Below are 25,304 nucleotides of genomic sequence, written 5' to 3'. Positions count from 1 at the left end.
ACTGACACCTCATTCAGTATTATTTAACCCAGGCTAAAATTCTTCCTGCGTTGGACGAACAACAATTTCATTAATATCAACGTCGCCAGGCTGTTCAATAGCAAATAAAACCGCGCGGGCAATCGCGTCAGCCGGAATAGCCTGCTTATAAAACTCATGGAGAAATTTTTTGCTCTCTTCGTCAGAGCTACCGAATTGCAGTTCGCTCTCGACGGCACCGGGCGAAATAAGCGTCGTGCGGAGGGTTTTACCCGCCTCCTGACGTAAGCCTTCACTCAGCGCGCGGACGGCGAATTTCGTGGCGCTGTACACCACGCCGCCAGGCGCCAGCACCTTGATGCCCGCGACGGAGGCAACGTTAATAAAATGCCCGCTGCCCTGACGCTGGAACACCGGGAAAGCGGCAGCGATGCCGTACAGTACCCCTTTCAGATTGGTATCAATCATCTTGTCCCATTCGTCGGTTTTCAGCTCGCTGAGGGGAGCGATAGCCATAAAGCCCGCGTTGTTGATCAGCACATCCACGCGCTGGTAGGCGTCAACGGCAGCGTCAATGGCGCGCTGAACCTCTTCCTGACGGGTGACATCGGCCTTGACGGCAATAGCCTTGCCGCCTTGCTGAATAATCTGATCCACCAGGGCATTAATTCTGTCCAGACGGCGCGCCACCAGCACCAGCGAAAACGCGTTATTCGCTAAATGGAGGGCAATCGCCTGACCAATACCGCTGCTGGCACCGGTAATGACAACAACCTTGTTTGCACTATTATTCATGATCTTATCTCGCTATTGAGTGATGCAAAAAATAAAAGGCAGAGAAGCGTTAATGAATAATGACAAATTCATTAACGCGGTTTTGGATATATTGTGTATCGGGAATAAAATGATGTTCGTTTAAAACTTAATGGAGTACGGAAGAGTCTGTCAATGTCGTTTTTTAATAATTAAATTAATTGCAGACCTAATATTTAATTCTTATAGGTAACCGAGAATAGTATATAAATGAAATCGGGTCACGATAGCGGCCCTGCGAACAGGGCCTGAGGATTATAATTTGCCACTGTAAAGCACCGGGCCTGTGGGGAGTCCAGTGGGCGAGCCGCCCTCTGGTTCAAGGCTTATGGCTATCGTGGCGTCAGGAGGGAGCGTTGTGTTCCTGAGAGTGACGCGTGTGGGGATGTCGTTATGCAGCAGCCCCATGGATACCGGCGCCTGCCCGCCTGGGATCAGCCAAAGCTGCAGGCTGTGTTGCGCCTCGACAGCCGTTGGTCGAAGAGGGGCAATGCTCAGGTGCTGACGGCTGGCGTCCGCGCTGACGACCCACTGTCCGTGCTGTTGGGTATCGTTGAGTACCATCAGCGGAGCGAGTTCCGGGGTACGGATGGCATACCAGGCAACGACCGACAGGGCGGCGAGGGAGGCCGCAGCCATCCAGCCGACATAAGGCCGACTTTTGCGTAAAGGCTTTTTGGGCGGCAGATCGAGGGCGATTCTCTTCCACACCGTCTCGGGTGGCGGGACGGGCACAAGATGACTATCCAGCGTGCTGAACATTTCCTGCCAGTACGCCACGCGGGCGGCCAGAGCGGGTTCATGGAGGACCCTTTTCTGGAACTGAAGCCGCGCTCCTCCCCGCAGCGTGCCGAGGGCATACTCTGCTGCCAGCATGTCGTCGCGTTTTTCTGCGTCATTCATAGCCCGACACACTCCCGAAGATGGTCCATTGCCCGACGTATCCAGCTTTTCACCGAGCCCAGAGGCTGCTGGAGCCAGTCGGCAATGTCGCTGTGAGACATTCCCTGATAGTAGGCGAGCGTAATGCTCTGGCGCTGCTCGCTGCTCAAATGTTCGAGACACTGTCTGAGCCGCTCTGCCTGCACATCGTCGTGCCAGTTATTCTGCTCATCGTTCTCGCAAGGCAAAAGCGCGTCGTTATACGCCGTCTCGCGGTCAGCAGCGCGGGTTTGCCCGCTGCGCAGCCAGTCAATACAGCGGTTGCGCACAATGTGCGTAAGCCAGGTCATCGGGGAGCTCAGTGCCGCGTTGTAGGTTTCGGCTTTACTCCAGACGGTGATAAAACAGTCGTGAAGGATCTCTTCTGCCCACGCGCGGTCACGCAGCATGCGCAGCGCGACAGCAAACAAGTGTGGCGACGTGAGTCGATAAAGTTGTTCAAATGCACGGCGATCGCCGTTTGCGACCGCCTGCATTAATTTTAGTTGCTGTTCAGCCAGCGCGTTATCCATGTTTTTCCCGGAAGGCAACATCACACTTCCGAAGTATAGACAACTACTTAGGCATCAGGACGGTATCAATCACATCGATCACGCCGTTTTTTTGATGAACGTCATAGGTGCTAATGTTCGCCACATTGCCTTTACCGTCCTTAAGCTGAATATTGTGCGGGCCGTTGCTCATGATCCACAGCGGCTGACCGTTAACGGTCTTCAGCTCCGCGTGGCCGCCGCCCTGTTTAATTTTCTGCTCCAGCGCTTTCATATCGTAATTACCGGCGACCACGTGATAGGTCAGGATGCTGGTGAGCGCGGCTTTGTTTTCGGGTTTGATCAGGTTCTCGACCGTGCCGGCAGGCAATTTCGCAAACGCCGCATTGGTCGGCGCAAACACGGTGAACGGCCCTTTGCTCTGAAGCGTATCCACCAGTCCTGCCGCTTTGACGGCGGCTACCAGCGTGGTGTGATCTTTTGAGTTTATGGCGTTTTCAACAATATTTTTGCTCGGGAACATTTCCGCTCCGCCCACCATCACGGAGCCTGACGTCATGGCGGCTGATGCGCCTGCACAGAAGAGTAAAGCGCTGGTTACGAATGCAACACGGGTTAGCTTTTTCATCATCTTTCCTCGGATTGGGGAGCAAAGGGGTTGCTCACAGACTGATATACGAGGGGCGGGTGGAAACTGGATGCAGGAAAATAAAAATAAATTTTTGAAGGGGGAGGTTAATCCCCTCTCCCCTATGGAGCTGAGGGGGCCCCACAAAGTAATGCCAGCACGGAACAGTCCCCTCGCCCCTCCGGGGAGAGGGTTAGGGTGAGGGGAACATACAGCTGTTGTGGTCATTCCGTTCACTTTATGTTCCTTGCTACTCTGTAACCCCATAACCTGTGAACGTGCCAGGGTGGCTCAGTCGCCACCACCCTGGCGACCCGGGCTCCCGGCGGTAAATCGCCGCTTCGCGGTGCCCTCATCTTATTCCTTACGGCTTTTCGGGGACGGGCGGATGCAACGTCCATGTAAAGCCCGCCCTCTCGGCGCATCCCTGCGCCTCGCCCCGGCCTGCAGGAAACGCCTCAGCGATTTACAGCCGGACCAGGGCGTCGCTGCAAGCCGTTCATTTTTCTGAAGCAACATTCATCGCTTCGTGTAGAGAAATTACAGGGGGTTCCTCAGCTCCGTGGGAGAGGGCCGGCGTGAGGGCATCAGGCCGCATAAAACGAATCTAACCCAGCGCCTGAATCGCCTTCTCCAGCGCCTCGCGCAGCAGATGGCGGTCGTGGCGATACTTGATATCTGAGGCCTCCAGCGGCTCCTGCACCACCAGACGATCGCCGATACCGGATACATCCACCTTCGGCCCCACCACCACGCCGTCAATGATCTTCTTACCGACGTAATGCTCCATCAAATTGAGTTTATCCGACAGCGACAGGCTTGCGGCTGCCGGGCTCAGTTCACGCCCGAGGTTACCGATGTAAACCATTGGCGCAGGGGTGCGACGCAGCGCCTGCGCCAGCTCTTTCACCAGCAGGATCGGCATCAGGCTGGTGTAAAAGCTGCCCGGGCCGATCAGAATTAAATCCGCGTCGCCAATTGCTTCTACGGCTTCACGCGTCGCCGGCACGCTCGGGTAAGTCATCAGCTCTTTGGGCGGCAGCAGAAGCTGGTCAATATTCACCTCTCCGTAAACTTCATGCCCTTCGGCGTCGATGGCCATCAAGTCAACCGGTTGTTCAGACATGGGGATCAGAAATGCGTCCACTTTGAGCAGATTACGGATCAGATTGATGGCTTCGAGAGGCCTTACGCTCAGGTGATCCAGCGCCTTTAACATCAGATTTCCGAGGTTATGTCCGGAAAGTTCGCCATTGCCGCCAAAACGGTACTCAAACATCGCCGACGCGACGCTCGGCTCGGTAATTAACTGGTTCAGGCAGTTGCGCATATCGCCCCAGGCAATGCCGCCTTCGGCACGTCTGATCCGCCCGGTTGAGCCGCCGTTGTCGGTGGTGGTCACTATCCCTGTCAGCCTTGAGCCGAGTGACGACAACGAGGACATGACGCGGCCCAGGCCGTGGCCTCCGCCAAGAGCGACCACTCGGTCAAGATCCGCAAAAGTGCGATTGCGCATACGTATTCCTTATCACGTTCGATCGCGTAACAGTACCCTAACTACCCCTAAAAGACGATGCCTCACCCGATGCAAAATGACGTATATCAATGTGAAAGTGCGATTTTTAGGTATTCTGTAGCGAAAATGGACGAATGATTCGCTATATACGTAATTATATAGCGAAAAGCGACAATGGCGCTGTCCGAATTTCCGCGCTACTATCGCCCTAACCACGTTTTCAACATTGAAAACATACACTCTAGCCCTTGTGCCTGTGTCGAAAGATATGGCGCTCTGGCCGTGGCGAATTTGCCACCAGGGTACAGAAAGAAATGACTGTGCCTCCCGTATCTGGAAAGGTGTACATGGCTTCACAACTTACTGATGCTTTCGCGCGTAAGTTTTATTACTTACGTCTGTCGATTACCGATGTGTGCAATTTCCGTTGCACCTACTGCCTGCCCGACGGCTACAAACCGGGCAGCGTCACCAATAACGGCTTTCTCTCCGTGGATGAAGTGCGCCGCGTCACGCGCGCCTTCTCTGAGCTCGGCACCGAAAAAGTGCGCCTTACCGGCGGTGAACCCTCGCTGCGCCGCGATTTCCCCGACATCATTGCCGCCGTGCGTGAAAACGAACGTATCCGCCAGATTGCGGTGACCACCAACGGTTACCGTATGGCGCGCGACGTAGCCACCTGGCGCGATGCGGGCTTAACCGCTATTAACGTCAGCGTGGACAGTCTGGACGCCCGCCAGTTTCACGCCATTACCGGCCAGGATAAATTCCAGCAGGTCATGGACGGTATCGATGCGGCATTTGCGGCCGGCTTCGAAAAAGTCAAAGTCAACACGGTGCTGATGCGTGATGTAAACCATCACCAGCTTGATACCTTCCTGGCGTGGATCAAATCCCGCCCCATTCAGCTGCGTTTTATTGAGCTGATGGAAACCGGCGAGGGCAGTGAGCTGTTTCGCCGCCATCACATCTCCGGCATGGTGCTGCGTGACGAGCTGCTCAGGCGCGGCTGGATCCACCAGATCCGCCAGCGCAGCGACGGTCCGGCACAGGTCTTCTGCCATCCTGATTATGAAGGCGAGATCGGGCTTATCATGCCTTACGAGAAAGACTTCTGCGCCAGCTGCAACCGCCTGCGCGTCTCTTCCGTGGGCAAACTCCATCTCTGCCTGTTCGGCGACGGCGGCGTGGACCTTCGCGATCTGCTGGAAGACGATGCGCAGCAGGACGCGCTTGAAGCGCGTATTTCTGAAGCGCTGACGCATAAAAAACAGACCCACTTCCTGCATCAGGGCAATACCGGCATTACTCAGAACCTGTCTTACATCGGCGGGTAACCAGTCTTAAGAAGGAATCAGAAGATGAGTCAGGTCAGCGCAGAATTTATCCCGACACGCATTGCGATCCTTACCGTTTCCGACCGCCGTGGCGAAGAGGATGATACCTCCGGCCACTGGCTGCGCGAGGCGGCCCATGACGCGGGGCATAACATTGTTGATAAAGCGATCGTGAAGGAGAACCGCTACGCCATTCGCGCGCAGGTCTCGCAGTGGATCGCCAGTGATGAGGTGCAGGTGGTGCTGATCACCGGCGGCACCGGCTTTACCGCAGGCGATCAGGCACCTGAAGCGCTGCTCCCGCTGTTCGACCGCGAGGTGGAAGGCTTCGGCGAGGTGTTCCGCATGCTCTCCTTTGAAGAGATTGGCACTTCCACGCTGCAGTCGCGCGCCGTTGCCGGGGTGGCGAACAAAACCCTGATTTTCGCCATGCCGGGCTCGACGAAAGCCTGCCGCACCGCGTGGGAAAACATCATCGCCCCGCAGCTGGATGCCCGTACCCGTCCGTGTAATTTCCATCCCCATTTAAAGAAATAAGCTATGTCACAACTGACCCACATTAACGCCGCTGGCGAAGCGCATATGGTTGACGTCTCCGCCAAAGCGGAAACGGTGCGCGAGGCGCGCGCCGAAGCGTTCGTCACCATGCTGCCGGAAACGCTGGCGATGATTATCGATGGCAGCCATCACAAGGGTGATGTCTTTGCGACCGCGCGCATCGCGGGTATTCAGGCCGCCAAGCGCACCTGGGATCTCATTCCGCTTTGCCATCCGCTGATGCTGAGCAAGGTGGAGGTGAACCTGCAGGCCCAGCCGGAGCACAATCGCGTGCGGATTGAATCGCTGTGCCGCTTAACCGGTAAAACCGGCGTGGAGATGGAGGCGCTGACGGCGGCCTCCGTTGCCGCGCTGACCATCTACGACATGTGCAAAGCGGTGCAGAAAGATATGGTGATTGGCCCGGTTCGCCTGCTGGCAAAAAGCGGCGGCAAATCCGGTGATTTTAAGGTGGACAGCCATGATTAAAGTGCTCTTTTTTGCGCAGGTGCGCGAGCTGGTCAATACCGACAGCCTGACGCTGGATGCCTCTTTTGAAAACGTTGCGGCTCTGCGCGCGCATCTGGCGGCACAGAGCGACCGCTGGGCGCTGGCGCTGGACGAAGGCAAGCTGCTGGCCGCGGTTAACCAGACGCTGGTGGAGCTTACCCATCCGCTGAAGGCCGGGGATGAAGTGGCCTTCTTCCCGCCGGTGACAGGGGGCTAAGATGGTTGAAACCCGCATTCAGGTTGGTCCCGAGCGCTTCAGTGTCGGTACAGAATACAGCTGGCTGGCGGAGCGCGATGAAGACGGCGCGGTCGTGACCTTTACCGGCAAGGTGCGCAACCACAACCTTGGTGACAGCGTGAAGGCGCTGACGCTGGAGCATTATCCCGGCATGACGGAAAAATCGCTGGCGGAGATTGTGGACGAGGCGCGAGACCGCTGGCCGCTCGGGCGCGTCACGGTGATTCACCGCATCGGCGAGATGTGGCCTGGCGAGGAGATTGTCTTTGTCGGGGTGACCAGCGCACACCGCGGCAGCGCGTTTGCCGCCGGGGAGTTCATTATGGATTTCCTCAAAACCAAAGCGCCGTTCTGGAAGCGCGAAGCCACGCCGGAAGGCGACCGCTGGGTAGAATCTCGCGATAGCGATAAACAGGCCGCCAGCCGTTGGTAGTCGGTTTACGTGGATGTGTTACTCTTAACGAGTGTGTCTACTTAATCTTAATCAGGAGTGAATCATGGACCGATTTCCGCGTTCCGATTCAATAGTACAGCAGACCCGTAGCGGCCTGCAGACGTATATGGCTCAGGTGTACGGCTGGATGACGGTTGGCCTGCTGCTTACCGCGTTTATTGCGTGGTATGCAGCGAACACGCCGGAGCTGATGATGTTTATCTTCTCCAGCAAAATCACCTTCTTTGGGCTGATTATCGCGCAGCTGGCGCTGGTGTTTGTGCTTTCGGGTCTGGTGCACAAGCTGAGTGCCGGCATGGCAACGACCCTGTTTATGCTCTATTCGGCGCTAACGGGGCTGACGCTTTCCAGCATCTTTATCGTTTACACCTACTCATCCATCGCCAGCACCTTCGTGGTCACCGGCGGGATGTTTGGTGCGATGAGCCTGTACGGTTACACCACGAAGCGCGATCTGAGCGGTTTCGGCAGCATGCTGTTTATGGGGCTGATTGGGATCGTGCTGGCGTCACTGGTGAACCTGTGGCTGAAGAGCGAAGCGCTGATGTGGGCCGTGACCTATATTGGGGTGGTGCTCTTCGTCGGGTTGACGGCTTATGACACGCAGAAGCTGAAAAACATCGGCGAGCAGATCGACGTGCGCGACAGTTCAAACCTCCGCAAATACTCGATTCTGGGCGCGCTGACGCTCTATCTGGACTTCATCAACCTGTTCCTGATGCTGCTGCGAATTCTTGGCAACCGTCGTTAAGATTGCTTTGCCGGGCGGCGGTTTCGCCATACCCGGCCTACGAAGCGCGAACCGTAGGCCGGGTAAGGCGAAGCCGCCACCCGACTTATTCACTTCGCTAGCATCCTCTCATTCTTCGCCCGCAGCTTTTTCGCCCGACTTTCCAGCACCAGATAGCAGATCGTGGCCAGCGCCAGCGGCAGGAAGTAATACAGCATGCGGTACGCCAGCAGAGCGGCGATAATCGTTCCCTGAGAAACATGCTCCCCGGCCAGCAGGGCAATAAACACCGCCTCCAGCACGCCGATCCCCGCCGGAATATGCACAATCACCCCGGCAATACTGCTCACCAGCAGCACGCCCAGCACGAAGAAGTAGTTTACGTCCTCGCCGATCAGCAGCCAGATGATGGCTCCCATCGCCATCCAGTTGGCGCTGGAAACCGCCATCTGCAGCACCGCAAACTTCCACGAGGGCAGGACCAGCTTTTGCCCTTTAATGGTCATATGACGGCGTCTGGCAAAGGCGCAGGCCCATAGATAAACGGCGATAATCAGCAGCAGTACGATGCCCAGAATCCGCAGCGTGGCCTCATCGATATACCAGTGCGCGGGCAACTGCACCACGCCGATGGTGAAGATCACCCCGCCGAGCAGAATATAGCCCAGCCAGTTGGTGGTAATGCTCAGGGAAAAAATGCGCGTGATGGTCCCGCCCGGCAGGCCGAGCCGCGAGTAGAGGCGATAGCGCATGCCAATCCCCCCGACCCAGGTGCTCAGCGTCAGGTTAAAGGCGTAGCAGATAAACGACACCAGCATTACCTGACGTTTGGCCAGCTTGTGGCCGCAGTAGGCCCGACCCAGCAGATCATAGCAGCCGTACATCAGGTAGCTCACGATAACCAGCCCCGTCGCGCCCAGCAGCACCATCCGGTTATAGTTGCGGATAACCTTCCACACCTCTTCCCAGTCCACTTTCTGCGCGTAGACCACCAGCAGCACCGCGACGGCAATAAAGAATACCCAGGTGAGGATCTTTTTTGCCAGACGCCAGCGTGGATGCGATTTCGACATCAGGGTTTGCCTCCGTCTTCCGCTTCTATGCGGTCCTGGGTTTCCATTTCGGGTTGTACCGGCGGGTCCACCTGCGCCAGCTTCGGCGTATGCGCTGGCAGCCAGCCGACCATCGCCGGGAAATGCCGCAGAAAGTGGAACACCACCACGCTGATGCCCAGGTTCCACCAGGTGCGTTTGGGAACCATGGACTCATCCACGCGCACGCAGTCGTTAACGATCAACGCCTGCAGGTTATCCCGCAGGGTCTGATTAAACTGGCGATCGTGAATGATCAGGTTGGCTTCAAGATTCAGCGACAGGCTCAGCGGATCGAGGTTGCTGGAGCCCACGGTGGCCCAGTGATCGTCCATCAGCGCGACTTTGCCATGCAGCGGTCGACGGCGGTATTCGTAGATCTGGACGCCGCCCTTCACCAGGTAGTTATACAGCAGCCGCGCCCCGACTTTGACGATCGGCATATCCGGCTCACCCTGCACGATCAGCTTCACGCGCACGCCGCGTCTTGCAGCATTGCGCATGGCATGCAGCAGGCGATAGCCCGGGAAAAAGTAGGCGTTAGCAATAATCACTTCGCGCTTGGCGTTGGCGAGCATCTTAAGGTAGTGGCGTTCAATGTCGTCCCGGTGCTCGCCGTTGTCGCGCCAGACGAAAAGCGCCTGCGCTTCACCAGGCTTCCGGTTCTCTTCCGGGCGATGACGGCGTCGCCACCAGCGGCGAACGGCCTCTTTCCCCGGCAGGTTCTCCAGCTCAAACAGCAAGATGTCCTGCACCACCGGGCCTTCAATGCGAATGGCGTAATCCTGCTTCGCTTCCGGGCCGTAGTCGGACATATGCTCAGCGGAGTAGTTAATGCCGCCGACAAACGCCACCGTCTCATCCACCACCACAATTTTGCGGTGCATCCGGCGGAAAAGGTTGGTACGCATGCCGAACAGGCGAGGGCCGGGATCGTAGTAGCGGAACACCACCCCCGCGGCGGTAAGTCCATTGACGAACGCATCGCTGAGATCCGGCGAGCCGTAGCCATCCAGCAGCACTTCAATTTTGACGCCGCGCTGTGCGGCGCGCAGCAGCACGCTGTGCAGCTGCTTGCCGACGTTGTCTTCGAACCAGATAAAGGTTTCGAGGATCACCTTCTGCTGGGCGTGATCAATCGCCTTAAACACGGCCGGGTAATACTCGTCCCCGTTGACCAGCAGCGTGATCCGGTTGCCTTCCTGCCAGGAACATTTCATAGGTGGATCTCCGCGCTGAGCGGGGCATGGTCGGAAAGATGCCGCCAGTTAAGGAGCGCCAGGGCGGTCGGGCTGCTGGCATGGGCATTTTTTACGTAGATGCGGTCAAGCCGCAGCAGCGGGAAACGGACTGGAAACGTGCGCGCAGGCCTGCCGTTCGCCCGGGTGAAAATTTCCTCCAGTCCGGCCTCCACCTTCAGGGGGTGGTTTGCCCGCTGGCGCCAGTCGTTGAAATCGCCTGCCACGACAACAGGTTCACCGTCAGGCAGCGCGTTGGCCCATTCGGCCAGCATTTTCAGCTGCGCCTGACGATGGGCTTCGCGCAGGCCCAGGTGAACGCAGCCGACGTGGATGGGCAGCTCAAGGTCTGGCGGGGTAATGCGGCAGTAGAGCAGGCCGCGTTTTTCGCTCTCCCCGACGGAAACGTCGCGGTTTTCGTAATGTTCAATGGGATAGCGGGACAGCACCGCGTTGCCGTGATGCCCTTCCGGATAGACCGCGTTGCGGCCGTAGGCATAATCACTCCACATGGTGTCGGCCAGAAATTCATAGTGCGGCGTGTCGGGCCAGTTCTCAAAGTGAAGCGGATGCACTTCGTGTGCGCCCATCACTTCCTGCAGGCAGACAATATCCGCGCTGACGGTGCGCACCGCGTCGCGCAGCTCCGGTAAAATGAAGCGGCGGTTAAATGCTGTGAAGCCTTTATGAATGTTTATCGTCAGCACTTTAAGCGAGAAATGCTGCATTTTTTTCGTCATAAGCTCCTTCCTGAGTGACTATCCCAATGAAAATAAAGTGTAGTCGGCGTCACAAAAAGATGCGGCGTTACGGAATTTTCCGTAAAGTGCGGTAGTCTGATTAAGCAGAGAAAAATCCTTCAGGAGAGAAGCCATGAAGTGGCAACAACGTGTTCGTGTCGCAACTGGCCTGAGTTGCTGGCAGATAATGTTGCATTTACTGGTCGTGGCCGTACTGGTGATGGGCTGGATGAGCGGCACGCTGGTGCGTGTTGGACTGGGGCTATGCGTCCTTTACGGCGTCACCGTGCTGTCGATGCTGTTCTTACAGCGCCACCATGAAGCGCGCTGGCGTGAGGTGGGTGATGTGCTCGAAGAGCTCACCACCACCTGGTACTTTGGTGCAGCGATGATTGTCCTGTGGCTGCTGTCACGCGTCCTGCAAAACAACCTGCTGCTGGCCCTGGCGGGTCTGGCTATCCTCGCAGGGCCTGCGGTGGTCTCGTTGCTGACCAAAGAGAAAAAGCTACGCGATGTTGCGTCTAAACATCGCGTACGCCACTGAGCCCGTCGTGGCCGCGATGACCAGTAGCGGCCACAAACTTCCCCAGACAATATCCAGACTCGCATCCTTCAGATAGATCTGCTTGGTGATATCCGTAAAGTGTCGTATCGGGTTTATCCACGTCAGATCCTGGAGCCACACCGGCATATTCTCGACGGGTGAGACGTACCCCGAGAGCAGGATCGCGGGCATCATAAAGACGAATACCCCAATAAACGCCTGCTGCTGCGTCGAGCAGAGTGCGGAAATCAGCAGCCCAAACCCCACCAGCGACAGCCCGTAAATCACCATCGTGAAGTAAAACAGCGCCAGCGATCCGGCGAACGGGATCTGGTAGGCCCAAATTCCCACCCCCAGCACGATGGTGGCCTGGAAGGTCGCGACAATCAGCGCCGGTACCGCTTTGCCGACGAAAATTTGCCAGGTGGCGAGCGGGGAGACCAGCAGCTGATCCAGCGTGCCCTGTTCGCGCTCGCGGGCGACGGAGAGGGAGGTGACGATCATCACCCCGATGGTGGTGATCATGGCGATCAGCGACGGCACCACAAACCACTTGTAGTCCAGATTCGGGTTATACCAGTTGCGCACCACCAGTTCGCTGTTGTTGGGCTTCGGTTTGCCGTCCATCAGCTCCTGCTGGTAATCCTTCACGACCTGCTGCAGATAGTTGGCCGCGATCTGGGCGCTGTTGGAGTTGCGTCCGTCGAGGATCAGCTGCAGCGGCGCGGTCTGGAAGGTATCCAGATTGCGGGAAAAATCTGCCGGGAACCGCACCAGCAGCAGCGCTTTTTGCGTGTCGATGGTAGGCTGGATCTCCTGCGGGCTTTTCAGCAGCAGGATGTGGGTAAAGGCTTTCGCGCGGGCAAAACGCTGCGTCAGCTCAACGGCGTGTTTGCCGTTGTCTTCGTTGTAAATGGCGATGGTGGCGTTGGTCACCTCCAGCGTGGCGGCAAACGGGAACAGTAAAACCTGGATCAGCACCGGCAACACCAGAATGGCGCGGGTTTGCGGCTCGCGCAGCAGGGATTGCAGCTCTTTGCATATTAATGTCCATAAACGGTGAAACATGGGCGCTCCTTAATCTAACCGCCGTTTGGTTTTCATCCACGTTAACCCGATAAACATCGCCGCAGACGCCAGTAAAAACAGCGTGTTGACGATCAGCACCACCGGAATATTCCCTGCCAGGAACAGGCTCTGCAGCGTGCTCACAAAGTAGCGTGCCGGAATCACGTAAGTCACGGCGCGGATCACGGCAGGCATGCTGTCTATCTGGAAGATAAAGCCGGACAGCATAATCGACGGCAAAAAGGCGGCGTTGAGGGCCACCTGGGCCGCGTTAAACTGGTTGCGGGTGATGGTGGAGATGAGCAGCCCCATCCCCAGCGTGCTGAGTAAAAACAGGCTGGTGATAAAGAACAGCACCACCAGCGAGCCGCGATACGGCACGCCGAGGATAAAGACGGACACCAGCATGCAGAGCAGCATCGCCAGCATGCCTAGGAAGTAGTAGGGAATAAGCTTGCACAGCAGCAGCTCGACGCGCGTCACTTCAGTTGAAAGCAGCGCTTCCATGGTGCCGCGCTCCCACTCGCGGGCGATCACCAGCGAGGTCAGAATCGCGCCAATGACCGTCATGATAATCGTCACCGCGCCCGGAATAATAAAGTGCTGGCTGATGGCGGCGGGGTTAAACCAGTAGCGCGTCTGCACGTCGATCAGCGGTTTAAATTCTTCACCCCGATCTTCCGCCCGCTGCATCTGCCAGAGCTGCCAGATCCCCTCCGCGTAGCCCTGCACGAAGTTCGCGGTGTTCGGCTCGCTGCCGTCGGTGATCACCTGGATCGGCGCATCGGTATTCGCCCGCGCCATATTGGCGGCAAAATCCACCGGAATGACGATCAGACCGCGAATCTTCCCGGCCTGCATCTTCTGGATCAGTTCCTGACGATTGTCGCTGATGGTGGCGTCAATGTAGGGCGAGCCGGTCATGGCGTGGGTGAAGTCCAGCGCCTCCTCGCTCTGCTGCTCCAGCAAAATCCCGACCCGCAGCTTGCTGGAGTCCAGGTTAATGCCGTAGCCAAAGATAAACAGCAGCAGCAGGGGGATCACCACCGCAATCAGCCAACTGCTGGGGTCACGCACGATCTGCCGCGTCTCTTTTATGCACAACGCGCGCACCCGGCGCCAGGAAATGGCGTTACTGCGCATGGGCATTCTCCTTATCCCAGTCGTGGATGAGGGTGATAAACGCCTGCTCCATGGTCGGGTCCGGGACCTCATCGTCGGCGGCCTGGTTTTTCAGGTCGTCCGGTGTACCGTGAGCAATCAGCTTGCCGCGATACACCAGCCCGATGCGGTCGCAGTACTCCGCCTCGTCCATGAAGTGGGTGGTCACCATCACGGTCACCCCTTTTTCCACCATGCTGTTGATATGCAGCCAGAACTCGCGGCGGGTGAGGGGATCAACGCCGGAGGTCGGCTCATCCAGAAACAGAATATCCGGCTCGTGCATCAGCGAGCAGGCCAGCGCCAGCCGCTGCTTAAAGCCGAGCGGCAGTTCGTCGGTGGCGTGGGAAGCAATCGTCGTTAACCCGAAGGCGTCGCTCATGCGGCGGATCTTCTCGTTCTGCGCCCGTCCGCGCAGGCCGTACACGCCAGAGAAAAAGCGCAGATTCTGCTCGACCGTCAGGTTGCCATACAGCGAGAACTTCTGCGCCATATAGCCCAGATGCTGGCGCGCCTTGCCGGAGCTGACCTTCAGATCCATATCCAGCACCAGCGCTTTGCCGGACGTCGGCACCAGCAGGCCACACATCATCTTAAAGGTGGTCGATTTTCCCGCGCCGTTCGGTCCAAGCAGGCCAAAAATCTCGCCGCGTTTTACCGCGAAATTGACGTTATCGGTGGCGGCGAAATCCCCGAACTTTTTGGTGAGGGATTTGGCTTCGATCACCGTTTCGCCCGGCGTGCCGTCCACCGTGTGCAGGATTGCGCCAAGCGGAGACTCGGACGTCCCCGCGCCGCCCAGCAGGTCGATAAACGCATCTTCGAAACGCGGCGCCGTCTCTTCCATGTCGATCTCAGGCATGCCGGGGGCATGGCGAATATCGTCGACGGTGGCCTCTTTTTTGAGGATCACCCGCACTGAGCGGCCCTGAATCATCCCATCGCTGACCTGCGGCAGCTTGAGCACCCGTTGCAGCAGCGAGCGGTTGGACGCCTGCGGGCTGTGCAGCAGGAAGCTGCGCCCGGCCATGCTCTGCGTCAGTGTCGTCGGCTCGCCCTGATAGAGCAGTTCGCCTTCGTTCATCAGCAGCACGTCCCGGCACTGTTCCGCTTCATCGAGGTAGGAGGTGCTCCAGAGGATCAGCATCCCGTCGCCCGCCAGCTCGTGCACCATCTGCCACAGCTCGCGGCGCGATATCGGGTCGACGCCCACGCCGGGCTCGTCCAGCAGCAGCACTTTTGGCTCGCCCACCAGCGTGCAGGCCAGCCCCAGCTTCTGCTTCATCCCACCGGAAAGCTTGCCCGCCAGCCGGTCGGTGAACGGGCCGAGGGAGGTAAATTCCAGCAGGCGGGCGAAGGTCTTCTGTCGGGCTTCACCGGTGACGCTGCGCAGGTCGGCGTACAGGTTCAGGTTTTCCATCACCGTCAGATCTTCATACAGGCCAAACTTCTGCGGCATATAGCCGAGCATGGCGTGGAGCGCGCCGTCATCTTTTATCGGGTCAAGGCCCAGCACGCTGGCCGATCCTTCATCCGGCTTCAGCAGCCCCGCCAGCATGCGCATCAGCGTGGTCTTTCCCGCACCGTCCGGGCCGACCAGGCCGGTGACATAGCCTTTCTGGATGGTGCAGTTCAGCGGCGCGACCGCCGGTTTGTCCATCCCTGCGAAGCGTTTGACCAGATTGTTGAGCTGGATAACCGCATCATTCATGTCGTTCCCCGCTGTTCACTTTTACGGTGACGGGCATGCCCTGGCGCAGGGCGTCATCCGCATCAGTCACGATGATGCGCAGGCGATACACCAGGTCGGTACGCAGGTCCGGCGTTTCTACTGTTTTCGGCGTGAATTCGGCGGTAGGGGAGACAAAGCCCACCTTGCCGTGATACGGCTTGTCCGGGCGACCGTCGGTATAGAGCAGCAGCTCGCGGCCCGGCTGCATCTGGCCGAGATTAGGCTCATCAATGTAGGCACGTACCCAGACCGGGCGGGTCAGGGAGAGGGTTAACACGGTGCTGCCCGCGCTGAGCATGCTGCCCGGCTCCACGGCGCGGGTCATCAGCGTGCCGTCAGACGGTGCGATGAGCGTGGTGTCGTGCAGATCCAGCTCCGCCTGGGCCAGTTGCGCCTGCGCCTGTTCAAGGCTGGCTTTCGCCTGAGCGATATCCTGCGGGCGGTTACCGGTGTGGTACTGGCTTAACTTATCCTGCGCGGATTTCAGCGTTGCCTGCGCCTGGTCGCGGGAGGAGCGCGCATTTTCCAGGTCATTTGCGGAAATGGTTCGGCTTTTCCACAGCCCCTGCTGGCGAGCGTAGAAGTTCTGCGCGTAGTCATAGGCCGCCTGCGCCTGTTTGACGGCCGCCGCGGCCTGAGCGATCTCTTCGTCGCGATAGCCGGCCAGCATCAGGTCATACTGTGCCTGCGCAACGGAGACGCCCGCTTTGGCCTGCAGCAACGCATTTTCATAGGGCGCTTTGTCCAGCATTCCCAGCGTCTGCCCGGTTTTAATGGCATCGCCTTCGTCAACGCTCAGCGCGGCGAGACGGCCGCCGACGCGGAAGCTCATGTTCACCGTGCGAATATCCACGTTACCGTACAGCGTCAGGCTTTTATCCTGATGGCTCTGGTACCACAGCCATCCACCGACGCCCGCGGCAAGCAAAACAACAACCACCAGAATGATGGCGACAGGTTTTTTCATGACTTCAGGCTCCTTTGCGTTAAGCCTTGCAGGATCAGATCGAGATGACAGGCGATCACCTCACCGATCTGCGCGGCTTTATCCTCATCAAATTGTGTCCAGCCGGTGCGTAACAGGATGGTTTCCCGGCCCAGACGGAAGGCAAGGATTTCACCCAGCAGGGCGTGGGTATGCAAAATTGTCGCGGTATCGTTGGCATCCCGCCCGGTATAGGCGGCGATCAGCCGGGTCAGGTGGGTATGCATCGGGGCAATGACCCGATCGTGTACCCGCTGATAGGCGGCAGTGGGGGAGAGCTGCTCGCGGGAGATAAACTTGCTCAGGTTGAGCGTATCGTCGTGGGTCAGCACGCGGATCATGTTGTGGCAGGCATTGAGGATCAACTGGCGGATGGCCTCGCGATCGGGCGACGGCTGGCTGAGCAGCGCGGTGGCCTCCTCGACGTGCGGGTGAAATTGCGTGCCGATAAAATCGGCAATCCACTCGGCGCAGGCGAGATATAAATCCTCTTTTGAGCCAAAATAGTAGGTAATCGCCGCAATGTTTTGCCCGGCCAGCGCGGCGATATCGCGCGTGGTCGCATGCAGCCCATACTCACCAAACTGCGCCAGCGCGGCGGCAATAAGCTGGTTTTTGGCCTGTTCACCTTTGGTTGTTGTGGGTGTTGTATTCATGGCGGCATTAAAAATTAATCAATCGATTGATTAAGATTATGCCTGATTCACGCTTACGTCGAGGGAACGCAGAGGGATATTTTATGCGCCACGTCACAAAAGCTGCTACACTCCGCCCCTTCGCGACATTGTGGTTTTTGTCCTCCTAATTGTTATATCTCCCTGAAAACTACACCTGTGATGGTCGGGGCGGTTCGGAGTTTTTATGTCTTTTGATTCCCTTGGCCTGAACCCGGAAATTCTGCGCGCGATCGCAGAGCAGGGCTACGTTGAGCCAACCCCAATCCAGCAGCAGGCAATTCCTGCCGTTCTTCAGGGCCGTGACCTGATGGCCAGCGCCCAGACCGGCACCGGTAAAACCGCGGGCTTTACGCTGCCGCTGTTAGAGCTGCTGGTAAAAAACCAGCCGCACGCCAAAGGCCGTCGTCCGGTTCGTGCGCTGATCCTCACCCCAACCCGCGAACTGGCCGCGCAGATTGGCGAGAACGTGCGTGACTATAGCCGCTATCTCAACATTCGCTCGCTGGTGGTGTTCGGCGGTGTCAGCATCAACCCGCAGATGATGAAGCTGCGCGGCGGCGTAGACGTGCTGGTGGCAACGCCGGGCCGTCTGCTGGATCTGGAACACCAGAACGCGGTGAAGCTGGATAACATCGAAATTCTGGTGCTGGACGAAGCCGACCGCATGCTCGACATGGGCTTTATTCACGATATTCGCCGCGTGCTGGCCAAGCTGCCACCGCGTCGTCAGAATCTGCTCTTCTCCGCGACCTTCTCCGACGAGATCAAGGCGCTGGCGGAAAAGCTGCTGCATAACCCGCTGGAAGTCGAAGTGGCGCGCCGCAACACCGCTTCTGAGCAGGTGACGCAGCACGTTCACTTTGTGGATAAAAAGCGCAAGCGCGAACTGCTCTCCCAAATGATCGGTCAGGGTAACTGGCAGCAGGTGCTGGTCTTTACCCGCACCAAGCACGGCGCGAACCACCTGGCGGAACAGCTGAATAAAGACGGCATCCGCAGCGCGGCGATCCACGGCAACAAGAGCCAGGGTGCGCGTACCCGTGCGCTGGCGGACTTCAAGTCTGGGGACATCCGCGTGCTGGTGGCAACCGACATTGCTGCCCGTGGCCTCGACATTGAAGAGCTGCCGCACGTGGTGAACTACGAGCTGCCAAACGTGCCGGAAGACTACGTGCACCGTATCGGCCGTACCGGTCGTGCGGCGGCAACCGGCGAAGCGCTCTCTCTGGTTTGCGTGGACGAGCACAAGCTGCTGCGTGATATCGAACGTCTGCTGAAGAAAGAGATCCCGCGTATCGAAACCCCGGGGTATGAAGTGGATCCGTCGATCAAAGCCGAGCCGATTCAGAACGGTCGCCAGGGCGGTCGCGGTCAGGGCGGCGGTGGTCGCGGTCAGCAGCCGCGCCGTGCCGAAGGCGGCGCGCCGAAGTCAGCGGGCAAACCGCCGCGTCGTAGCAACGACAGCAAACCGGCCGGTGACAATCCGTGGCGCAGCGGCGAAGGCAAGCCGGCAGGAGAAGGGCAGCGCCGACGCCGCCCGCGCAAGCCTGCTAACCCGCAGTAATCTGGAAGCCCGGTCGTAAAGCCGGGCTTTTCTTTTTGCGGCTGCGAAGAGAAAGTGCCACAATAGTGGCTGTTTATACAGTATTTCAGGTTTTCCGATGGCTTTAACCGCTGCGCTCAAGGCGCAAATTGGCGCATGGTATAAGGCGCTACAACAGCAGATCCCCGATTTTATCCCCCGAGCGCCGCAGCGGCAGATGATTGCTGACGTGGCAAAAACGCTCGCCGGGGACGACGGGCGCCATCTGGCGATTGAAGCCCCGACCGGCGTCGGGAAAACCTTGTCGTATCTCATTCCCGGCATTGCCATCGCGCGGGAAGAGGACAAAACGCTGGTGGTCAGCACCGCCAACGTGGCGCTGCAGGATCAGATCTTCAGCAAAGATTTACCGCTGCTGCGCAAAATCATCCCCGACCTGCGGTTTACGGCCGCCTTTGGTCGCGGTCGCTACGTCTGTCCGCGTAACCTGGCAGGGCTTGCCAGCAGCGAGGCGTCGCAGCAGGATCTGCTGGCGTTCCTCGACGACGATCTCACGCCAAACAACAAAGCCGAGCAGGAGCTCTGCGCAACGCTGAAAGGCGATCTTGATGGCTATAAATGGGACGGCCTGCGCGATCACACCGATAAAGCCATCAGCGACGATTTGTGGCGCAGGCTCAGCACGGACAAAGCCAGCTGTCTGAACCGCAACTGTCACTACTATCGCGAATGCCCGTTTTTTGTCGCCCGGCGTGAAATTCAGGAAGCGGAGGTGGTTGTGGCTAACCACGCCCTGGTGATGGCGGCGCTGGAGAGCGAAGCGGTGCTGCCGGAGCCGAAAAACCTGCTGCTGGTGCTCGACGAAGGCCACCATCTGCCCGACGTGGCGCGCGACGCGCTGGAGATGAGCGCGGAAATTACCGCCCCCTGGTTCCGCCTGCAGCTGGATCTCTTCTGCAAGCTTGTCGCCACCTGCATGGAGCAGTTCCGGCCGAAAACCACGCCGCCGCTGGCGGTGCCGGAGCGTCTGAGCGACCACTGCGAAGAGGTTTACAGCCTTATCTCGTCGCTGAACAACATCCTGAATCTTTATCTTCCCGCAACCCAGGAAGCGGAACACCGCTTTGCGATGGGCGAACTGCCGGACGAGGTGATGGAGATTTGCCAGCAGCTGGCGAAGCATCTCGAAAAGCTGCGCGGGCTGGCGGAGATGTTCTTAAACGATCTCAGCGAGAAAACCGGCTCGCACGACGTGGTTCGCCTGCACCGTATTCTTTTGCAAATGAACCGTGCGCTCGGCATGTTTGAAGCGCAGAGCAAGCTCTGGCGGCTGGCCTCGATGGCGCAGGCGTCGGGCGCGCCGGTCACCAAATGGGCCACCCGTGAAGTGCGCGACGGGCAGGTTCATCTGTTTTTCCACTGCGTGGGCATCCGCGTGGCCGATCAGCTGGAAAAGCTCATCTGGCGGAGCGTGCCGCACGTGGTGGTCACCTCTGCCACGTTGCGCTCCCTGAACAGTTTTTCGCGTTTGCAGGAAATGAGCGGGCTTAAAGAGAAAGCGGGCGATCGTTTTGTCGCGCTGGACTCGCCGTTTAACCACTGCGAGCAGGGGAAGCTGGTGATCCCGCGCATGAAATTCGAGCCGCTGATTGACAACGAAGAGCAGCACATTGCGGAAATGGCGGCCTACTTCCGTGAACAGGTTGAGAGCAGAAAATACCCCGGCATGCTGGTGCTGTTTGCCAGCGGGCGCGCGATGCAGCGCTTCCTGGAGCACGTCACCGATCTGCGTTTACTCCTGCTGGTCCAGGGCGATCAGCCGCGATACCGGCTGGTGGAAACGCACCGCAAACGTATCGATAACGGCGAGCGCAGTGTGCTGGTGGGATTACAGTCCTTCGCGGAAGGTCTGGATTTGAAGGGCGATTACCTGACGCAGGTGCATATTCATAAAATTGCCTTCCCGCCCATCGACAGCCCGGTCGTCATCACCGAAGGCGAGTGGTTGAAAAGCCTCAATCGCTATCCCTTTGAGGTGCAAAGCTTACCTGCGGCGTCGTTTAACCTCATTCAGCAGGTCGGGCGTCTGATCCGTAGCCACGGCTGCTGGGGGGAGGTGGTGATTTATGACAAACGTCTGCTCACCAAAAATTACGGCCAACGTTTGTTAAACGCGCTGCCGATCTTTCCGATTGAACAGCCAGAGGTGCCCGAGGTAAAAAAACGCCCGGCAACACTGACCGCCGGGCGCAGGAAAAGCATCCGTGCTAAGGGGCGCGGTCCTACTGGTAAGTGAAGGTCACCTGCACCACGCTGCTGAACGTCCCCGCGCTCACCGGCATGGAGGTGGCGTAGTAGCGTGCGGCGAGAGGGAAGGTGGCCGTGTGATCGTTTTGATTAATCAGCGCGTTAAAGCTCGCCTGCGGGGCGATGAGGATATTGTCCTGCCGGTCCGCCAGCTCAAGCGCCAGCCCTTTTGCGCTGCCGATGTTGGCAAATTTTGTCGGGTGCAGGCTGTCTGCCTGGCCATAGAAAAAGGCCGTTGCCAGCGTCAGCGTTTTGGGACAATGCGAGACGTTCAGCGAAAATTCTTTCCATTCGCCCGTGTCCCCCACGTCTTTAAAGTTGCCGGACGCTGTCTGACCGAGGTCGACGGTTAAGTTTTTGCTGGCGCTGTCGATTACGCAGGTATTGGCATAGATGTTCCCGACCATCTGAACCTGGATATCATCCGCCCACGCCTGCGTCATCAGGGCCATCCCAATGAAAAGCACTATTTTTTTCATCATCGTCACTTATAGGCCAGAGTTATGGTGGCAACGGTGTTGGCCGGGCCGGGCGTAACCTCGTCGCTGATTTGCTGGTAGCGCACCTGGAAAGGAATATCCAGCGTCTGGTTGGCAACGGCCTTGCTGGAGGTCGTGACGTATTGATCGAAGGTGGCGATATCGTTGTCGAACAACATTCGCACCCCGACCCCGGTGGCCATTCCGGGCTGCTGAGTGAGTTTGATCACCCCAGCGTAGCCGGTCTCATAGCCGTTAGCGCTGGTGATTTTCACTTCAGGCTGCACCGTGGCGTTACAGTTGACCGTTACGTTAAACTCCTGTGCAGGCATGGAGAGCGTGCCGATGCCGATAAAATCGCTGACCGGAAAATCGCCTAAATTGACGGTGAGGTTTTTAGGGGAAACGGAGCAGGTGACAGTCTGAACATTCACGTTTCCGGCATAGGAGAGGGTATTCGGATCACCAATCCCTTCGTGTTGGTAAACGCCGATGCCAAATTTCGTTTGCGCCATAGACAGCGCGCCTGACTGGATGTTATCGCTGGTTTTAACCAACTCAAGCGTCACGTTAAAATCAAAGGCCTGGCTTGCATCGTCAGTGATATACCCCAGCGGCGTGCTGGTCGAGTTACAATAAATACCGCCAGCGCCGGTAATGCGCTGACCTTTATCATTCATCAGCGCGACGCCAATACCCTGCACGCCAGAATCATATACACCTGCAAGTCCCGGAATTTCCGAGCCCGTGCCGTAATAGCAAGCGATAATGGGTAGCCCAAAGTTATTTGTGCCGTAGCAGGCTCCTGAAATATGGACGCTCTGTTCCGTCCCCTCAATGGTTGCGCCAACGGGCAGCGAGGAAGGGACAGATATAGAGGCGACGTCAATCAGTTTTGGCAGATCGGGCGTATCGCATGATGCCTTTGCATGCGGCATAAACAATGCCGCCGTTCCAAGAACCAGTAAGAAAAAACACTGTTTAATTATCTGCATAGTCAAGCCTTCACGATGAATCAATGACACTGCGCGGCAGCGTTAATGATGCTGTTTTTGTCTTTCTCATCCGTGAGGGCGTATTCAGCGACGCAATGTTCGCCGGCACCTTCACCCCACGAAACGGAGAGCGTGCCGCGCTGTGGCATGCCGGAGAGGTAGGTCTGGCCGCCGCTGCCCACGATAAATTCGCTGTCCTTATCGTCGGTGGTCACCGTTGCGCCAAAGGGCAGCGGTTTCCCGTTTTGCGTGAGCACCATCAATACCCGGTTCCCCACGCGGGTGTTAAAGCTGGCGCGCACCACCGCGCCGCGGGTCGGGGTAACAATCTGCGCGGCGTGGGTAACGTCGGCGTCGTCCGGCAGCGTTTCGGTGTCCAGGGCAATCGTGTTATGGCGGTAGGCCGTGACGAACGGCACCACGGTATAGCCGCGGAAGTCGGTTTCAACGCCGGTCTGGTTGGCAATGTGCGTACCGTGGGTGCCCGGCGCTTTGACCAGTGCAATCGTTTCGCCGAGCGGCTGGCTCAGCGTTATGCCGTTGGCGTGGGCGATAACGCCGCCCTGCACGCCGACGTTTACGCTCTGCTGATAGTTGTCCTGACTCACGCCGCCGCTGAGCTCGCCGTAGGTGCCTTTGTAGTCAGCGTTCATGCTGGTCGAGTTTCCGCTACCGGTGCGGCTAAGCCCCTCCTGGATGTTCCAGTTCAGGTTATCTTCGGCCAGCGCCGTGCCGTTAAGGCCAATGTTCTGCGTCGTGCCGTCTTTGGTATTGTTCAGGTTGTAGGTTGCCCAGGTGTTATGCATCCAGCGATCGAGCGGCACGGAGACGCTCAGTGAAAACTGGTTGTCGTTGGAGACGGAATTGCCATTTTCATCGCTATCGTCGGTATTCTTGTTCATGCTGTAGCTCAGGCTGTAGCTCACGCCGTGCCAGCTGTTGTTGTAGCTGACGCTCATTGAGGTCATGTCCTGGCTCTGGCTCCAGTAGGTCTCTTTGACCAGGCTCAGCGTCATTGAGCCCCAGCCTTCGGGCAGGGTTTGGTCGATGGTGGCTTCTTCACGCTCGCGGCGCTGCTGCGGTGCCGACCAGTCATCCGAGCGGGTATAGGATTCCATGGTGTCTTCCAGCGTGTAGAACCCTTTGCTGTTGTAGCGATAGCCCGCCACGGAAAAATTCGTCCCCGATCCCGCAAAATCTTTGCTGTAGCGGAGGCGCGCAGACTGCCCTTTGCTGGACTGCTGTTTTTTCAGCAGCGCTTTTGCGCGGGTGACGTCGAGCGAGAAGGCGCCTAAATCTCCCATGTTTTTACCGACGCCCACCGCCTGAGACTGATAATGGCTGCTCTGCTGCACGCCGCCGTAGGCGGTGAATCCGTAAGGTAAGCCGTAAATTACACTCCCCTGGGCAAACGGCGTTTTCTCGACGTCGCTGTCATATGAGCGGTAGCGGCCTGCGGTTACGCTGTAGCGCAGGTTTTTTTCACGCTGCAATACCGGCACCGACGCGTAGGGCACCACAAAGTGGCTTTCGCTTCCGTCGGTCTCTTTTACGGTCACCTGCAGATCGCCGCTGCTGCCGGTAGGGTAGAGATCGTTAATTTCAAACGCGCCGGGGGCGACGGTGTTCTGGTAAATGACATAGCCGTTCTGGCGAACCATCACCAGCGCGTTACTGTGGGCCGTTCCGCGAATAATCGGCGCATAGCCTTTTTCACTGTCCGGCAGCATGTCGCTGTCGGAGTTAATCTGCACCCCGGTATAAGGCACGCTGTCGAACACATCGGCAGGCGAAGAGCTCTGACCGACGGTGAGATCGCTTTTCATCGACACGATATCGCGCTGGGCATAGGTATAGACGGAGGAGAACTTCTGCTGTTCTTCCTTGCCCGTCGTGCTGCGATTCCAGGTGGAATAGTTGCGTACGCGCCAGGCCCCGACATTAAAGCCCGGGCGCAAATTGACGTACTGGCTGCTGTTATCCTCTTCGCCCTGCTGGCGAGCGTGGCTCTGGCTGGCGTTGGCGCTGTAGTTTAATAAGCCTGCGGTGATCCCTTCATCAAACTCTTTGGGATCGATATAGCCGCGTGGCACCTGGCCCAGTGCCGTTTGCGGTATGCTCAGGAGCAGCTGTTGATTCCGAACGTGGAACGAGGCCGATGCCGAAGGGATGGCGCTTAAGTCGGCACACGAGCCCTTTGCCATTAACTGCGGGTATTTTTGGGTTTTGATGCCCAGACTTTTTAACTCTTCGAGGCTAAAACAAGGCTGAAGTGAACTGTTGCCCCGGCTATCCTGCTGCAATGTAAACGTCACGTCACGGGTGTCGATTTTATTATTATCAATATAGATCGCGACCTGGTATTTCCCCGGCGCCTGTCCAGGCCCTTTTTCATATACGGAGAGATCCGTTTTGGTCTGCTGAGGGTTGTCAATATCCAGCAGTGCCGGGTTAAAATAATCATCAGCCCACGCGAACTGCGCAAAACACACGGCTGCCAGACCACATAGCAGGGTCAGCAGCGTGAATAATTGGCAGGTGAACGGCTTTTTATGGCTGTACATGATTA

Annotated in this window: 25 protein-coding genes and 1 riboswitch; of the genes, 9 read left to right on the top strand and 16 right to left on the bottom strand. The window is 57.8% G+C overall.

Annotation, left to right across the window (positions count from 1 at the left end; translation table 11 throughout):
* Positions 1–33 precede the first annotated feature (33 nt).
* The 5 genes from ACMWJS_RS11810 to yvcK form a co-directional block, all read right to left on the bottom strand.
* Complete coding sequence (locus ACMWJS_RS11810; RefSeq protein ID WP_048026922.1) at positions 34–774, bottom strand: SDR family oxidoreductase; 741 nt, start codon at positions 772–774, stop codon at positions 34–36.
* 273 nt (positions 775–1,047) lie between these two features.
* Entirely contained in the window at positions 1,048–1,695 is a 648-nt protein-coding gene (locus tag ACMWJS_RS11805) for an anti-sigma factor domain-containing protein (RefSeq protein WP_167213130.1), read from the bottom strand.
* The gene (locus ACMWJS_RS11800; RefSeq protein ID WP_267217099.1) at positions 1,692–2,246 is read right to left on the bottom strand and encodes an RNA polymerase sigma factor; all 555 of its coding nucleotides are present in this window, start codon (positions 2,244–2,246) and stop codon (positions 1,692–1,694) included. Before ACMWJS_RS11800 ends, ACMWJS_RS11805 begins: the two co-directional genes overlap by 4 nt.
* Positions 2,247–2,289: 43 nt before the next feature.
* Positions 2,290–2,853: a fasciclin domain-containing protein gene (locus ACMWJS_RS11795; protein ID WP_414747097.1), complete on the bottom strand. Its 564-nt coding sequence runs from the start codon at positions 2,851–2,853 to the stop codon at positions 2,290–2,292.
* 607 nt (positions 2,854–3,460) lie between these two features.
* A complete protein-coding gene (gene yvcK / locus ACMWJS_RS11790; RefSeq protein WP_045909485.1) occupies positions 3,461–4,369 on the bottom strand; it encodes a uridine diphosphate-N-acetylglucosamine-binding protein YvcK in 909 nt (302 codons plus the stop codon).
* A 225-nt stretch (positions 4,370–4,594) separates the two neighbouring features.
* A riboswitch (molybdenum cofactor riboswitch) is annotated at positions 4,595–4,729 on the top strand.
* On the opposite strand from yvcK, the gene moaA reads away from it, so the two are divergent.
* From moaA to ACMWJS_RS11760, 6 genes are all read left to right on the top strand, one after another.
* Positions 4,717–5,706 (top strand): GTP 3',8-cyclase MoaA, encoded by a 990-nt coding sequence (gene moaA / locus ACMWJS_RS11785; RefSeq protein WP_048222132.1) that lies wholly within the window; start codon positions 4,717–4,719, stop codon positions 5,704–5,706. (Overlaps the previous riboswitch by 13 nt.)
* A gap of 24 nt (positions 5,707–5,730) precedes the next feature.
* Positions 5,731–6,243: a molybdenum cofactor biosynthesis protein B gene (gene moaB, locus ACMWJS_RS11780; protein WP_045403780.1), complete on the top strand. Its 513-nt coding sequence runs from the start codon at positions 5,731–5,733 to the stop codon at positions 6,241–6,243.
* A 3-nt stretch (positions 6,244–6,246) separates the two neighbouring features.
* Entirely contained in the window at positions 6,247–6,732 is a 486-nt protein-coding gene (gene moaC, locus ACMWJS_RS11775; RefSeq protein ID WP_008501142.1) for a cyclic pyranopterin monophosphate synthase MoaC, read from the top strand.
* The gene (gene moaD, locus ACMWJS_RS11770; protein ID WP_008501143.1) at positions 6,725–6,970 is read left to right on the top strand and encodes a molybdopterin synthase sulfur carrier subunit; all 246 of its coding nucleotides are present in this window, start codon (positions 6,725–6,727) and stop codon (positions 6,968–6,970) included. Before moaC ends, moaD begins: the two co-directional genes overlap by 8 nt.
* 1 nt (position 6,971) lies before the next feature.
* Positions 6,972–7,424 carry a molybdopterin synthase catalytic subunit MoaE gene (gene moaE / locus ACMWJS_RS11765; protein WP_414747096.1) on the top strand — a complete coding sequence of 151 codons (453 nt, stop codon included), beginning with the start codon at positions 6,972–6,974 and terminating at the stop codon, positions 7,422–7,424.
* Positions 7,425–7,488: 64 nt separating this feature from the next.
* Positions 7,489–8,196 (top strand): Bax inhibitor-1 family protein, encoded by a 708-nt coding sequence (locus tag ACMWJS_RS11760; RefSeq protein ID WP_069719576.1) that lies wholly within the window; start codon positions 7,489–7,491, stop codon positions 8,194–8,196.
* 89 nt (positions 8,197–8,285) lie between these two features.
* Here ACMWJS_RS11760 and ACMWJS_RS11755 read toward each other — a convergent pair whose 3' ends face one another.
* Genes ACMWJS_RS11755 through ACMWJS_RS11745 form a run of 3 tightly spaced genes read right to left on the bottom strand, consistent with a single transcriptional unit; the run spans position 8,286 to position 11,244 of the window.
* On the bottom strand, positions 8,286–9,248 hold the full coding sequence (locus ACMWJS_RS11755; protein ID WP_063621219.1) for a lysylphosphatidylglycerol synthase transmembrane domain-containing protein: 963 nt from the start codon (positions 9,246–9,248) through the stop codon (positions 8,286–8,288).
* Positions 9,248–10,486: a cardiolipin synthase ClsB gene (gene clsB, locus ACMWJS_RS11750; protein ID WP_414747095.1), complete on the bottom strand. Its 1,239-nt coding sequence runs from the start codon at positions 10,484–10,486 to the stop codon at positions 9,248–9,250. Before clsB ends, ACMWJS_RS11755 begins: the two co-directional genes overlap by 1 nt.
* Positions 10,483–11,244: an endonuclease/exonuclease/phosphatase family protein gene (locus ACMWJS_RS11745; protein WP_048222143.1), complete on the bottom strand. Its 762-nt coding sequence runs from the start codon at positions 11,242–11,244 to the stop codon at positions 10,483–10,485. Before ACMWJS_RS11745 ends, clsB begins: the two co-directional genes overlap by 4 nt.
* A gap of 133 nt (positions 11,245–11,377) precedes the next feature.
* Here ACMWJS_RS11745 and ACMWJS_RS11740 point away from each other — a divergent pair, with 133 nt between their 5' ends.
* A complete protein-coding gene (locus ACMWJS_RS11740; RefSeq protein ID WP_023334980.1) occupies positions 11,378–11,788 on the top strand; it encodes a YbhQ family protein in 411 nt (136 codons plus the stop codon).
* Here the strand turns inward: ACMWJS_RS11740 and ACMWJS_RS11735 are convergent.
* From ACMWJS_RS11735 to cecR, 5 genes are read right to left on the bottom strand one after another with little or no spacing between them, the layout of a single operon-like run.
* Positions 11,750–12,856 (bottom strand): ABC transporter permease, encoded by a 1,107-nt coding sequence (locus tag ACMWJS_RS11735; protein ID WP_414747094.1) that lies wholly within the window; start codon positions 12,854–12,856, stop codon positions 11,750–11,752. The genes ACMWJS_RS11740 and ACMWJS_RS11735 overlap by 39 nt on opposite strands.
* A 9-nt stretch (positions 12,857–12,865) precedes the next feature.
* Positions 12,866–13,999, bottom strand: coding sequence for an ABC transporter permease (locus tag ACMWJS_RS11730; protein ID WP_045909495.1), 1,134 nt, complete (start codon positions 13,997–13,999; stop codon positions 12,866–12,868).
* Positions 13,989–15,728, bottom strand: a complete 1,740-nt coding sequence (locus ACMWJS_RS11725) for an ATP-binding cassette domain-containing protein (RefSeq protein ID WP_262779179.1) — start codon at positions 15,726–15,728, stop codon at positions 13,989–13,991. The genes ACMWJS_RS11730 and ACMWJS_RS11725 overlap by 11 nt, the downstream gene beginning before the upstream one ends.
* Positions 15,721–16,716, bottom strand: coding sequence for a secretion protein HlyD (gene hlyD, locus ACMWJS_RS11720; RefSeq protein ID WP_414747093.1), 996 nt, complete (start codon positions 16,714–16,716; stop codon positions 15,721–15,723). Before hlyD ends, ACMWJS_RS11725 begins: the two co-directional genes overlap by 8 nt.
* Positions 16,713–17,390: a transcriptional regulator CecR gene (cecR, locus tag ACMWJS_RS11715; RefSeq protein WP_045909498.1), complete on the bottom strand. Its 678-nt coding sequence runs from the start codon at positions 17,388–17,390 to the stop codon at positions 16,713–16,715. Before cecR ends, hlyD begins: the two co-directional genes overlap by 4 nt.
* A 205-nt stretch (positions 17,391–17,595) precedes the next feature.
* Here cecR and rhlE point away from each other — a divergent pair, with 205 nt between their 5' ends.
* Both rhlE and dinG read left to right on the top strand, forming a co-directional pair.
* On the top strand, positions 17,596–18,975 hold the full coding sequence (rhlE, locus tag ACMWJS_RS11710) for an ATP-dependent RNA helicase RhlE (protein ID WP_045909499.1): 1,380 nt from the start codon (positions 17,596–17,598) through the stop codon (positions 18,973–18,975).
* A gap of 97 nt (positions 18,976–19,072) precedes the next feature.
* The gene (gene dinG / locus ACMWJS_RS11705) at positions 19,073–21,250 is read left to right on the top strand and encodes an ATP-dependent DNA helicase DinG (protein WP_048027009.1); all 2,178 of its coding nucleotides are present in this window, start codon (positions 19,073–19,075) and stop codon (positions 21,248–21,250) included.
* Here the strand turns inward: dinG and ACMWJS_RS11700 are convergent.
* The 3 genes from ACMWJS_RS11700 to ACMWJS_RS11690 are packed head-to-tail and all read right to left on the bottom strand — an operon-like array spanning position 21,237 to position 25,299.
* Positions 21,237–21,740: a fimbrial protein gene (locus tag ACMWJS_RS11700; protein ID WP_048027613.1), complete on the bottom strand. Its 504-nt coding sequence runs from the start codon at positions 21,738–21,740 to the stop codon at positions 21,237–21,239. The two genes, dinG and ACMWJS_RS11700, sit on opposite strands and share 14 nt — an antisense overlap.
* A gap of 5 nt (positions 21,741–21,745) precedes the next feature.
* On the bottom strand, positions 21,746–22,735 hold the full coding sequence (locus ACMWJS_RS11695) for a fimbrial protein (protein ID WP_262764654.1): 990 nt from the start codon (positions 22,733–22,735) through the stop codon (positions 21,746–21,748).
* Between the two features lie 20 nt (positions 22,736–22,755).
* Entirely contained in the window at positions 22,756–25,299 is a 2,544-nt protein-coding gene (locus ACMWJS_RS11690; protein WP_414747092.1) for a fimbria/pilus outer membrane usher protein, read from the bottom strand.
* Positions 25,300–25,304: the final 5 nt, after the last annotated feature.

Origin of the sequence: Enterobacter sp. HK-058-C-ECC (assembly GCF_047531125.1) — a bacterium.
In the GTDB taxonomy this organism is placed as follows: domain Bacteria; phylum Pseudomonadota; class Gammaproteobacteria; order Enterobacterales; family Enterobacteriaceae; genus Enterobacter; species Enterobacter quasiroggenkampii.
The sequence above is the reverse complement of the archived record's forward strand: the minus strand, read 5'-3'. Positions and strand labels throughout refer to the sequence as shown.